This window comes from Alteribacter salitolerans, from assembly GCF_016901055.1.
GTDB classification, from domain to species: domain Bacteria; phylum Bacillota; class Bacilli; order Bacillales; family Salisediminibacteriaceae; genus Alteribacter; species Alteribacter keqinensis.
In genome coordinates, this window is the sequence record NZ_JAFEUX010000003.1 from 38,056 (window position 1) to 51,113 (window position 13,058).

The following is a 13,058-nucleotide window of genomic DNA, read 5'->3' on the forward strand; positions in this document are numbered from 1 at the left end:
AATCATTGTTTAAGGTCCCGTGGTGTAGCGGTTAACATGCCTGCCTGTCACGCAGGAGATCGCCGGTTCGATCCCGGTCGGGACCGCCATTTAAATGTTGGCTCGATAGCTCAGTCGGTAGAGCAGAGGACTGAAAATCCTCGTGTCGGCGGTTCGATTCCGTCTCGAGCCACCATTTTATACTAATTGCTGGCCTAGCTCAATTGGTAGAGCAACTGACTTGTAATCAGTAGGTTGGGGGTTCAAGTCCTCTGGCCAGCACCACATATATATATAATATCAAACCTATTCTGAAATACAGGATAGGTTTTTCTTATGGGATTACATCTCAATTCGCAGCAAATCGTCTGATGACATACACTAGAATCCGACGCGGTTTTACAATTAATGACACGAATAATACAATTCATTTACAGATTTGTGATAGAACCCACTATTGGAACGAGTTATGATAGAATGATTCCGGATAAGAGTAGGACAATATATCTACTTTTTACCAGCAACAAGAAAATTCTGGAGGACTATATGTTTACTCAAACCAATTCTGTACAAAATATACTCACATACATAGGAATGGCTGTACTCGGTCTTACAGCATTTCTTCTGCTCTCTTTTCCTGCTTCAGCTCAAATACCTGATGATGACAGTGTAGAGGCAGACCAATCAGAGGGAATCAGCACGCTATATCATGTTCACTACGGTGACACATTTGTCGGGTTTGTTGATGATAAATCTGAAGTATATGACATTGTCGATGAGAAAGTGGATGCTTTCGACGAAGATGATGAAGTCCGCCTCACTACAGCGGAGGAGCTTCAGGTTATTCCCGAGCGTGTTTTTCATGCAAAAGCCCTTAATGATGTGACGATTGAAAAATTGGAAGAAATCCTTGAAATTAAGGCAGAGGCCCATGAGCTTACTGTAGATGGTGAACATGCGGGTTATTTAAGCGCTGCTTTTGAAAAAGAAGACTTTATCCGTTTCTGGAAGCTTGAATATGTAACGGAAGATGAACTTGATGTCTTTGAAAAAGATGAAGACGTGGAACTTGAAGAAGGTGACACAATGATTCTTGATATCTATTTATCTGACGATCTTGAATCAGAGGAAGTTCTTGTGGATCCTGACGAACTTCAGTCAAAGGAAGAGCTTGTAGAGATTTTGGAAACAGGAGCTCATGATGAAACAGAATATGAAGTTGAGGAAGGAGATGTGCTGGGAACGATTGCAGCAGATCATGACCTTTCTGTTAAAGAGCTTCTTGATGCAAACGAGGACCTGGATGAAGAAAATTCAATAAGTGAAGGTGACACTCTGACTGTTTACAACAGCGCACCTCTTTTGCATGTTGTTGTAGAAAAGGTGAAAAAAGAAAGTAAAGAGATTCCCTATGAGACAAAAACGGAAGAAGACAGCGACATGGATAAAGGCAAGACGGAAGTGAAGCAGTCTGGTGAAGAAGGCGAGAAAGTAGTAGAAAAGAAAATAATCTCTGAAAATGGCAGTACCGTTTCTACTGAAACGGTTGAAGAAGAGACCGTTTCAGAGCCTGAAGACCGCATCGTGATAAAAGGGACGAAGGAAACGGCGTCCCGTGGAAGTGGAAAGCTTGAATGGCCGGCTGTCGGAGGTTATATCTCAAGTCCAAAAGGACAACGCTGGGGACGACTCCATAAGGGAATTGATATCGCCCGCCCTTCAAGTCCTGAGATCAGGGCAGCAGAATCTGGAACGGTGACGTCGGCAAAAACGGAGAGCGGTTATGGAAAAACGGTCCGCATCCGTCACAGTAACGGGCTGGAAACATTATACGCCCATCTTGACAGTATGAGTGTAAGCGCCGGTGATTCCGTATCGAGAGGAGAAGATATAGGGATCATGGGTGAAACCGGAACAGCAACCGGCGTTCATCTGCACTTTGAAGTGTACAAAGATGGAGAGCTTGAAGACCCTGAAGATTACGTTAGCAAGTAAAAAATATTACTAAAAGAGGCTGTGTCAGACATATGACGCAGTCTTTTTTTTGGCCTTTATCGTAAAGGTTGTTACAGATTGTCAGAGACCCCTGTGGTATTAGGGACTAGGCAAGACGCCGCAGAGCTTCAGGAAAGCACTGAAAAAATCAAAAGCTGTAATTTACTTAACCACATTAGGGATCTGTTGTCGCCAAAAAGAATAATTTCTACTAAAAGATCTTAAAACTTTATTTTTATAAAGATCATTATTGTTTTAAAAAGCGTTGAATGCAGCAAAGCTGCGTGTTGCTTCGACACAGATATCTGCGTAGCGTTACTGGTAGAGAAAGAAGCAGGTATAAGCCTCCTGTAGGCTCACCGGCGTCTCCGCGGAAAGTGCAATAAGCGTAAATCAACAGCTGAGTTTAAAAGAGCCACTCTAAAAGAAGTGCGAACAGTATCATTGTTATAAAAACAGCGTTTTTAATAACCTATCAGACTGGTAATTTACCAGTTTCGTGCAGGTACAACCTTGACTGCAACTGTGATAGAATATAAGAGGATACGTCTGGAAAATCGGCAATTTTAACAAAAAGTGTGCGGGTTTAGAGCCGCAACGGACTATAAATGGAAGCTGGTGGTAAAATGGACAAGCAAAAAATCCTTGTGGTTGACGATGAGCAGCCCATTGCAGATATTTTACAGTTCGGATTGGAAAAAGAAGGGTTTAACGTGATTTGTGCCTACGACGGCAATGAAGCCGTTGAAAAAGTAAAAGAGCACGTACCTGACCTTATATTATTAGATATTATGCTTCCGTACAGAGATGGAATGGAAGTGTGCAGGGAAGTCCGTAAAACGTATGATATGCCTATTATTATGCTGACTGCGAAAGACTCGGAAATTGATAAAGTACTCGGCCTCGAACTCGGAGCAGATGATTACGTAACAAAGCCTTTCAGTACACGGGAGCTTATTGCCCGTGTTAAAGCAAACCTGCGACGTAATCAGAAGTCCCAGGAGCCTGAGCAGGATAACAAGGACATTCAGGTCGGACCGCTTCTTGTTCAGCCTGATGCCTACCTGGTGACGAAACGCGGTGAGCCGATTGAGCTTACTCATCGTGAATTTGAGCTAGTGCATTATTTAGCGAAGCATCTTGGACAGGTCATGACACGGGAGCACCTGCTTCAGGCGGTATGGGGGTATGACTACTTCGGTGACGTACGGACAGTGGACGTTACGGTCAGACGCCTTCGTGAAAAAGTAGAAGACAACCCTAGTCATCCGACATGGATTGTCACAAGACGCGGGGTTGGTTACTACTTACGCAACGCAACCGATCAGGAGAGTTGATTGAATGAAAAAGGTGCGCTTTTATAAGTCAATTCACGTAAAGATCGTTATTATTTACGTGCTTTTGATTTTAATAGCGATGCAGGTCATCGGTGTATATTTTTCGCAGCAGCTTGAAGACAGGCTGGTTGAGAACCATAGTGAGATGATAAGTGACAGAGCGAACCTTCTGGTCTATAACGTTCAGCAGGAGATTCTTGAGGAGCGGGAAGAGGGCGATGAAAGTCTTGAGAGTGATATTAATAATGTTCTTGATCAGCTCTTTGATATAGCCAACGCAAAGGCCCAGGTTGTGGATTCAAACAAAACCATTATCGGCACTTCCGAACAGGAGGAGCGTATAAGGCTTGAAGGTCAGCGGACGACCAACATGCGTATTACACGGACGCTTGTCACAGGACAGGGCGATACCATTCCTATGAGGCGTGAGCTTGACGGAGACCGGGTTTCAGTTATTACCGAGCCTGTGTTTGATGTGGAAGAAGGCCAGGATATTATCGGGGCCATTTACATTGAAGCCTCTTTGGAAGATATTTATGCCCAGGTGCAGCAGATTAACCAGATTCTTATGACAGGTACGGTCATTGCCCTTGCGATCACCGTTGTCCTTGGCGTGCTTCTGGCGCAGACCATAACAAGACCGATTGTAGACATGAAGAAACAAGCACATGTAATGGGAAAAGGGGATTTCTCCAGAAGTGTTACAGTTTACGGAGATGATGAGATCGGTCAGCTTGCCCGTGCTTTTAACAATCTGACAATAAAACTCCAGGACGCTAACGCCACGACAGAAGGGGAGCGGCGAAAGCTTTCCAGCGTTCTTACTCACATGACAGATGGGGTTATTGCAACGGATAAAAACGGAAATGTGATTTTGATGAACCGTCGTGCAGAAGAGATGCTGGAGCGCACTCAGGAGGAGACCCTCGGTGAAAAACTGACGGATGTACTGCACTTAAAAGGGGTTATGAAGATGGAGGATCTGTATGATTACAACGATCCGCTTCTTCTTGACATGGATACAGTGGAGGATGACTCCTTCTTCGAGGCGCATTTCTCTGTTATTTCAAAAGAAAATGGTGAGCAAAACGGGCTTATTGCTGTATTGCATGACGTAACGGAGCAGGAAAAAGTCGAACAGGAGCGCCGTGAATTTGTAGCAAATGTGTCGCATGAGCTCAGAACGCCTCTCACTTCCATGAAAAGCTACCTGGAGGCGCTGGCTGATGGCGCACTGGATACGGATGTGGCACCCCGTTTTATTAATGTCACGCAAAATGAAACCGAGCGGATGATTCGTCTCGTTAATGATTTACTGCAGCTGTCAAAAATGGACAGTAAGGACTACCAGATGACGATGAATTCCATGAACCTTACATCATTTGTGGAGCAGGTTCTTGACCGCTTTGAAATGTCGACAAAAAACCAGTCGATTACATTTAAGCGTAAGCTCCCCGATGAACCGCTGTTTGTTTACGGTGACCGGGATAAACTGACGCAGCTTCTTGATAACATCGTATCCAATGCCGTGAAGTATTCACCTCAGGGCGGTACGATTACATGCAGTGTGAAAGTGGAAAAAGGACGCGTGATTATCAGCGTGCAGGATGAAGGAGTCGGTATCCCGAAAGACAGTATTCCGCACGTGTTTGACCGTTTTTACCGAGTGGATAAAGCAAGAACAAGGAGCCTTGGGGGGACCGGACTGGGCCTTGCGATTGCCAAAGAAATTATCAACGCCCACGGCGGCGATATCTGGGTAAGCAGTGAGTGGGGCAAAGGAACACGAATGTCGTTCAGCCTGCCGGTTCCTGAGGAGGCGAAAGAAGCATAATGGCCATGGAACATTTTAAAACCGTCCTTCTTTGGATTCTCATTCTCACAAGTGTGGGTCTGACCTATTCAATCTGGACCTTTCAGCCTGATTACAGTCCTCTTGGTTCGTCGGAAACAATTGAAAGTCCTGATATAGGAGAGCAGAAGTCATTTTCTGATTTTCTTATGCCTGAAAGTATAACTGTTCATGAAAATGATATTCATTACTGGCTGGCTCCCGGGGAAGAGCGCTTTATGACGCAGATCGAAGCGATACTTGATTTTGAGTATGAGCGTGTGCTTGATATCTCCAGGAGGGAAGTGCCGCAGCTGAATCAGCCGGCCCGGGCGCTGGATTTCAAGTTTAAATCTCCGATCCCCGGAGACGTGATTAATGAGCTTTTCGACTTTGGGGAACAGTCAATGGGAATTACAACAGTAGACAGGATCTATCTGTCAAGGTCCAATACATCGTCAGCGAGTGAAGTGGTTGCCCGTTTTATTTCCTATGCAGATGAAGAAATCTATCAGGTTGATGCCAATATCAGCTATGAACAGCTCGTTGCCTTATATGAAGGAGAACGAGAGCACCTTTATGAAGCGGAAGGTCTTGAGTTTGAAGAAGGAACGTACGGCAATTATGCCTATCTCCCTCTTGAACCACCGCCAATGAGAGAGCTCACATATAACTGGGATTCGACTTCAGAGCAGGATATGCGCACGGTGATGTTCAGCGATCCTGATTTTGTAACAGAGTACCAGCGGGGTGCAACCGTTCGTATGTATTCAGATGGAAGCCGTTTCCTTGAGATCACCCGCCGCGGAAGTGGAAACGTAATGAAGTTCGAGCATCAGCGTACAGGGACTTTTGATGAGGATGAAACAGATACCCACGTATTAATTGATGCGATGGATTTTATCAATACCCGGGGCGGATGGACCGAGAGCTATACCATCGATGAATGGCAGCATGGTTTTAACGACACGGTTTTGTATCGTTTAAATATGGATGAGCTTCCGGTCCTTGCCGGATCATCGAATCAGGATCTGTACTTTACGAAAGAGATAACCCGTTCGGGCAGTCAGATTACGAAGTACGAGCGTCCTCTATTCCGCCTTGATGGGCAGTTTGATCAGGATAAGGTTACACCTCTTGAATCACTTGAAGAAGTTCAGTCCTATTTGGAACAGATGGAAGAGTTTGATCCCCGCAGTATTGAAGATATGCGGATTGGTTATTACATGGACAGTTCCAGTAACTTCATGATTTTTTACCCGGACTGGTTTATTAAACGGGGGAACTGGCAGCGGTTTAGTGAAATCCGGGAAGAGTATGAGAACCGCGAAGATGAGGAAGTTGAAGAAGAAACAGAGGAGGAAGCATAGGATGGACTGGAGCAGAGCAAAAACAATCCTTATTGTTACGTTTTTCTGCCTGAATGTGTTTCTGGTGTATCAGCTGATCGAAAAGCGCAGTGATTCAAGCCAGTTAGGCGTAATGGCCCAGCCCAGCTTCCAGGACCTCCTCCAGAACCAAAACCTTGAGATTGAGCTTAGTGATCCAAGCCGGACACCAACAGGCTATCACGTAACTGGATTTCCAAGAGCGTTTAATGAAGAAGAAGTGAAGGTTGATTACGAAGGTCAGGAAGTGGAGATCGACCGGCAGGAGTATGAAATTGTCGTTGAGCTTGAGGAGTCCCACAGGCTCATTCCGAGCAATTTGTCCGGAAGTGTAAACGCCTTTCTTGGAGGAAATCTCTTAAACGGGGATGAGTATGCCTTCGGGTATTTTAACGAAGAAGAGGGTTATATCCGCGCTTTTCAGACTCACAAAGATGAGCTTCTCCGTTATTTAAGCGGAGATTCCCATGTGAAGCTTGAAGTAAATGAAGACATGGAAATTGAGCGGTATTCACAGCGCTATCTCGACCTCACGCCGCAACTGGAACAGGAGCAGGAGCTGATTTCACCTCTTCAGGCAATTGAAGCGCTTATTGAAGCGAACCTGGTGGGGACGGACCTGACGATCGATGATGATGATGTTGAACTGGGCTATTATAATGTCTATCAGAATGAAGTGAGTGCACCGGAGTTTTACGCACCGATGTGGCGTATTATGCTCGATGACCGTTACCGTTATGTGAATGCTCTTGACGGGGATGTTGTGCGAAACCGAAATGACTGACTGGAGTGACATACAGCATGAGCTTACGATTCAGTGTGTTGGCCAGTGGAAGCACAGGCAACGCAATTTATGTTGAAACGGACAATCAGCGTGTGCTTATTGATGCGGGGTTGAGCGGGAAGAAGATGGAAGCGTTATTTGAAAAGAATGACCTTGATCCGTCTTCCCTTGACGCCCTGTTTATCACTCATGAGCACAGCGATCATATTAAAGGTGCCGGTATTTTTGCCAGGCGCTATCAGCTTCCCATCTATGCGAACGCAAAAACGTGGAACGCCATGGATTCCATGCTCGGGAAGCTTACACCGGACCAGAAGTTTCATTTTGAAGTGGAAGATACGAAAGTATTCGGCGACATGGATGTACAATCTTTCGGTGTTTCCCACGATGCGGCAGAGCCTATGTTCTTTACCTTTGCCCACGGCGGCCGGAAGCTGTCGGTCATCACCGACACCGGCTATGTGAGTGAGCGGATGAAAGGGATTGTGGGCGAAGCCGACGCTTATGTTTTTGAATCCAATCATGATATGAATATGCTTCGTATGGGACGGTATCCGTGGAGTGTGAAGCGGCGGATCCTAAGTGATCTTGGTCACGTATCCAACGAGGATGCGGCACACGCCATGGCAGATATACTTGATACGAATAACAAACCGACGAGCATTTACCTGGCTCACCTGAGTAAAGATAATAATATGAAAGACCTTGCCCGTATGACGGTCAAACAGACGCTGGAGGAAAGAGGCTACCAGGAAGGAAAGTCACTTAAGCTTTATGACACCGACCCTGACCGCCCGACAGCCCTGACGACCGTCTAAGCAATGAGCAGAACCACTGTCCCCCGTTTAATGGACAGGGAGGAAGCCATTGCTTTTTTATTACCGGAAATAGTCTAAAATTCGTCAAAATGGGAAATCGTATTTGTGTATGGAAAATTATCAAAAATAACCAGTCTGAATAGACGGGAAACGCTGGATTTTATAAAATATAATCAAAGTATGAGAGCTTGGACTCGGTACTTTTCTCACCCATGGTGAGAGGTTCTTCTTTACAAAGAAACAGAGTTTATAAAGGAGGGTCATGGAATGGGGTATTACGATAATCATACACAGTCCCGCAGCAGCAAGGAAAAGCGGTCTTCAAAAAGGACAGGCGCTGCTTCTTTTCTGGGGGCGGTGTTTGGCGCACTTCTCGTTGTATTTTCAGTCCCTGTTCTGGCATCCAACGGCTTTTTGCCCTACGATGTGGTGCCGAAAACAGCGGGAAATGAAGAAGCTGTGGAGACGATGACAGAGAGCGGGGAGGCAGTCCCTGAGATGCAGGGCGTAAATGTAGCCGTGACCTCTGAAGTCATTGAAGCAGTCGAACAGGTAAACGATGCTGTAGTAGGTGTTGTAAATATCCGCCAGACATCCGGCGGAGGCTTTTGGGAACGCGGCGGTGAAGGTACAGGATCAGGTGTTGTTTATAAAAAGGATGGAGACAATGCCTTTATTGTAACCAACCAGCACGTGATCGACAGTGCACAGGAAATTGATGTGACGCTCTCAGACGGCTCGCGTATTCCTGCAGAGCTTGTTGGAGAAGATGCCCTGACAGATTTAGCCGTACTTAAAGTAGACGCAGAAAAAGTAGATACAGTTGCTGAGTTTGGGAATTCTGACACATTACGACCGGGAGAGCCGGCCATTGCGATCGGGAACCCTCTCTCCTTTGAGGGATCAGTGACACTGGGTATTATCAGTGCCGTAGAGAGAAGCATTCCGATCGATACTAGCGGGAACGGCCAGCCGGACTGGAATGCAGAAGTGCTTCAGACCGATGCAGCCATCAACCCGGGTAACAGCGGAGGAGCTTTGTTAAACATACAGGGACAGGTAATCGGCATTAACTCTATGAAGATTGCCCAGCAGTCCGTCGAAGGAATCGGATTTGCCATTCCGACTGCGATTGCCGGTCCGGTCATTGAAGATTTGGAGGAGTTTGGAGAAGTGCGGAGACCGCAAATCGGTGTCTATATCCGTTCGTTGCAGGAAATTCCAAGCTTCCACTGGCATGATACACTGGGACTTCCTGAAGAAGTAACCGGCGGTGTGTATGTAGAAGGAACAACAGAAGGTTCCCCTGCGGCTGACGCAGGCATGCGCGAAGGAGACGTGATTGTGGCCCTGGACGGGGAAGAAGTTAAGGATACCCACGACCTCCGGAAGTTCCTTTACACAGAAAAGTCGATTGGTGACACTGTGGAAGTGACGTTTTACCGTAACGGTGAAGAGAAGCAGGTTGAAATGACACTGGAGCAACAGATTTCTTAGATGTCAGGACCAGGAGATAAGCGTCCCCTGGTTCTTTTTGTTGTCCGTTAAAGATTGGTGTCGAGAGGTCCTTACAGGATTTTATGGATAGTCAGGTCGTTCGTCAGACTTTACGCTGGATGGTCTGCACGATACCTTGGCTTTGAACCGATCTTTCTATACAATAGAGAAGGTATGAATAAGTTATCCATAAATGTGGATAAGTTATATGGATATCATTTCCCATATCTTCTGCAACTTAACGGAGAGTAAGGGTTTACAACAAAAAGTTATCCACAGAACCGTGTTGATAACTGAATATAAAGAAGAGAAAAACAACGATACAGGAGGACTAGATGATGTATTTCAGCTGCAGTGAGCACATAGATATGGCAATCGAGGATATTGTCGATTATTACGCTCTTCCACCAAAAATCGACAAACTCACAGAGGAAGAACAGTTGTCCACAGCTTGCAAATACTGTGATAGCAAGGCTTTGTACCGAATCGACAAATAACTCCACAGAAAAACTGTGGAAATGTGGATAACTATTGTGGAAAACTATTCTGAGAGGGGTTATGCACCTGTGAATATCACCATCGTAACCGTCGGAAAACTAAAAGAGAAGTACTTAAAACAGGGAATTGCCGAATACACCAAACGCCTGTCGGCTTATGCGAACGTTCAGGTTGTGGAAGTTCCTGACGAGAAAGCACCTGAAAACATGAGCGAAGCAGACATGCAGATCGTCAAAGAAAAAGAGGGAGCGCGGATCTTAGGGAAAATCAGCCCCGACACCCACGTAATCGCCCTGGCCATCGAAGGACAGAAATGGACGTCGGAGCGCCTCGCCAAAGAAATGGATAACCTGGCCACCTACGGCAAAAGCAAAGTCGCCTTTGTGATCGGCGGATCAGTCGGTCTGAGTAATGAGGTCTTGCAGCGTGCGAACGGAAAGCTGTCGTTTTCAGATATGACATTCCCGCATCAATTGATGAGGTTGATTTTAGTGGAGCAGGTGTATCGGGCGTTTAAGATTAATCGGGGTGAACCGTATCATAAGTAGATGAAGTTTTAAAAAAAATTTCGTAAGCGCAAAATAGGGTAGACAAGTTCCAAAGACCTGACCAAAAATTCACTTTCCTTACAAATACACTCTATATTTTTCATAATCGGGAGATACTCCACCTTCATGATTGGAAATATAATTTCCGACCTCCATGAGTATTTTATTAGACATAATAAGTACTGAGCTCATTCACATTCCTGTTTGATAGTTTTTTCACTCGTATTACTTTCTCCTTTAGTCTACCTCGTTTCCGACTGCATATAATCCAATTTCCTTGTTCAAAATATTCCTTAGCTCAGCTGTTTCTCTTAAAACTGAAGCGTCAGTGTTCTTCCTATATTAGTTTAATTATCATTTATTGGAACGGAAAAAACAGGTCCACATATAATGATCAGAACTAAAAACAAAGGAGAGGTCAGTAATGATTCATCCAGACACTGAGCTTCGCTATGTAAATGATGAAATAGGGTTTGGAGTGTTTGCGACAAAGTTCATTCCAAAGGGAACAATAGTATGGGCACTAGATGATTTAGACCAAGTGCTCGATCCTTCCTTCGTTGAGAGTCTTGATTATCAAAGGAGAAATCAGGTAAAAAAATATTCGTATCGAGATCATAAAGGAAGATACATTCTTAGCTGGGATTTAGGACAATTTGTAAATCACAGCTTCAAAGCGAATTGTATAAGTACGCCTTATGATTCGGAAATTGCCATCAAAGACATCGAACCAGGGACACAGTTAACGGACGAGTATGGCTGTTTGAATTTAGAGGAGCCATTTGCATGTCTACCTGAAAAAGGAGTGGAGAGAACTTACGTATGTAAGGACGACTTACTCGAGTATTACAAAGAATGGGACCAATTACTTTTAAATGCTTATCAATTTGTTGACAAAGTTGAACAGCCGCTTGGTTTCCTGATTCCAAGCGAGGATAAAAAGAAAATGAAACTTGCTGCAGAACAGAAAGAAGTAATTGAGTCAATAAAATCTCTTTACTTTGAAGACAAACCATAGGGGGAAGAGATGTCGTTTACTATTGTAAAGGCGATAAAGTCATCGAGACGCTCTCTCAGGATAAATCCTATTTTAGCTGATAAAATAGGCCTAAATAAGAAAAGAAAGAGAATAGGCATTTGTTATGGAAATCGTCAATATGAAGTAACAATGTATATAACTAAAAAGGTATCTAAGGAAGTTATTAAAATAGATCAAAGCAGTATTGATAAATTAATGATTGATACTTGCTATCGTTATAACTGCCAATATGAAGATGGTAAATTAATCATTGGTCCTTTAATAGGTCTACTATTCACTCATAAAAAAAGATATTTAGAAAAGCGTTTTTCTAATGAAGATAAGAAAAAAAGGTATGACGTCTATGCAAAAATGATGGAAAAGATAGGTGGGGTAATTTATTTTTTTGCAACGGATCAAATAAATTATCGAAAAAAACAAATAAAAGGGTATGTCTATAACAAATCTACATCTACTTGGGATGAAAAGGTTTTTCCTTTTCCGGGAGTTATTTATCGTAAGTTGTCCGTATCAAAGGAGTTAGAAAAGAAAATGAAAGGAAAGATATTAAATTCATATCGTTTTAATAAATATGAATTTTGGAAAATGTTAAAGGACCATGATAAAATAGCAAAACACTTACCTGAAACGACCAATGAGATTACAAAAAGCAGGTTAGACGATCTATTAAGAAATTATGATACAGTAATATTAAAGCATACAAAAAAGAAATTAGGATATGGAATCTACCTAATTACAAGGGAAAAAGATAACTATATCGTTACAAAAAACTTAACATATGACTCTATCTGTATATCTAATGATGAAATGGTAGAATTCTTAGAAAAACATAAGGATAATTCTATCTTTCAGCAATTTATTTCTTTAAAAACGTATGAAAATCGAAAAATTGACTATCGTTTAATATTCACAAAGGATGTAAAGGAAAAATGGGAATGTAAAGGTATTCTAGGTTGGTTAGGTGCTGTTGGAGGGTTTACCATTCATACGTTAGTTGAAACGAATGGGCGAACACTTGAAGAGATGCTTAAAATACAATTTGATTATACCCCAGAACAAATAGCAAGAAAGAAAGAGGAAATGATAAAAATTGGAAAGGAAGTTACTGTGGCATTAGATGCAACTGAACACCTGTATATGGATTTTGGCTTAGATTTTGGGTTAGATGAAAATGAAAAGATCTGGATCTTTGAAGCAAATGTACACCAACAACTTTTGTCTCCTCTTTATCTTGATGACTATGATATGTTTGAACAAATTATAGAGTGTGTCATAAGGTATTTAGAGAAAAAAGCTATGAGCTAGCATTTGGATGTGCTAGCTCTTATTTTTTTATTAAGATAA

Annotated in this window: 11 protein-coding genes and 3 tRNA genes; all 14 read left to right on the forward strand. The window is 43.5% G+C overall.

Annotated elements, in window-relative coordinates; translation table 11 throughout:
* The first annotated feature begins 13 nt into the window (after positions 1 to 13).
* Positions 14 to 89, forward strand: a tRNA-Asp gene (locus tag JSY36_RS06450).
* 10 nt (positions 90 to 99) lie between these two features.
* Positions 100 to 175 (forward strand) — tRNA-Phe (locus JSY36_RS06455).
* Positions 176 to 188: 13 nt separating this feature from the next.
* A tRNA-Thr gene (locus JSY36_RS06460) sits at positions 189 to 264 on the forward strand.
* 261 nt (positions 265 to 525) lie between these two features.
* On the forward strand, positions 526 to 1,974 hold the full coding sequence (locus JSY36_RS06465) for a M23 family metallopeptidase (protein ID WP_205165764.1): 1,449 nt from the start codon (positions 526 to 528) through the stop codon (positions 1,972 to 1,974).
* A gap of 626 nt (positions 1,975 to 2,600) precedes the next feature.
* The gene (gene yycF, locus JSY36_RS06470) at positions 2,601 to 3,311 is read left to right on the forward strand and encodes a response regulator YycF (protein WP_205165765.1); all 711 of its coding nucleotides are present in this window, start codon (positions 2,601 to 2,603) and stop codon (positions 3,309 to 3,311) included.
* 4 nt (positions 3,312 to 3,315) lie between these two features.
* Positions 3,316 to 5,145, forward strand: a complete 1,830-nt coding sequence (gene walK, locus JSY36_RS06475; RefSeq protein WP_122899959.1) for a cell wall metabolism sensor histidine kinase WalK — start codon at positions 3,316 to 3,318, stop codon at positions 5,143 to 5,145.
* Entirely contained in the window at positions 5,145 to 6,512 is a 1,368-nt protein-coding gene (locus JSY36_RS06480; protein WP_205165766.1) for a YycH family regulatory protein, read from the forward strand. The genes walK and JSY36_RS06480 overlap by 1 nt, the downstream gene beginning before the upstream one ends.
* A 1-nt stretch (position 6,513) precedes the next feature.
* On the forward strand, positions 6,514 to 7,314 hold the full coding sequence (locus JSY36_RS06485; protein WP_205165767.1) for a two-component system regulatory protein YycI: 801 nt from the start codon (positions 6,514 to 6,516) through the stop codon (positions 7,312 to 7,314).
* A gap of 17 nt (positions 7,315 to 7,331) precedes the next feature.
* Positions 7,332 to 8,132, forward strand: coding sequence for an MBL fold metallo-hydrolase (locus tag JSY36_RS06490; RefSeq protein ID WP_205165768.1), 801 nt, complete (start codon positions 7,332 to 7,334; stop codon positions 8,130 to 8,132).
* Positions 8,133 to 8,399: 267 nt separating this feature from the next.
* Positions 8,400 to 9,629, forward strand: coding sequence for a S1C family serine protease (locus tag JSY36_RS06495; RefSeq protein WP_205165769.1), 1,230 nt, complete (start codon positions 8,400 to 8,402; stop codon positions 9,627 to 9,629).
* 338 nt (positions 9,630 to 9,967) lie between these two features.
* Positions 9,968 to 10,126, forward strand: a complete 159-nt coding sequence (locus JSY36_RS06500) for a CxxH/CxxC protein (RefSeq protein ID WP_122899949.1) — start codon at positions 9,968 to 9,970, stop codon at positions 10,124 to 10,126.
* A 69-nt stretch (positions 10,127 to 10,195) separates the two neighbouring features.
* Positions 10,196 to 10,675 (forward strand): 23S rRNA (pseudouridine(1915)-N(3))-methyltransferase RlmH, encoded by a 480-nt coding sequence (gene rlmH, locus JSY36_RS06505; protein WP_122899947.1) that lies wholly within the window; start codon positions 10,196 to 10,198, stop codon positions 10,673 to 10,675.
* Positions 10,676 to 11,099: 424 nt separating this feature from the next.
* A complete protein-coding gene (locus JSY36_RS06510) occupies positions 11,100 to 11,693 on the forward strand; it encodes an SET domain-containing protein (protein ID WP_205165770.1) in 594 nt (197 codons plus the stop codon).
* Between the two features lie 9 nt (positions 11,694 to 11,702).
* Positions 11,703 to 13,019, forward strand: coding sequence for a YheC/YheD family protein (locus JSY36_RS06515; RefSeq protein ID WP_205165771.1), 1,317 nt, complete (start codon positions 11,703 to 11,705; stop codon positions 13,017 to 13,019).
* The last annotated feature ends 39 nt before the right edge of the window (positions 13,020 to 13,058 follow it).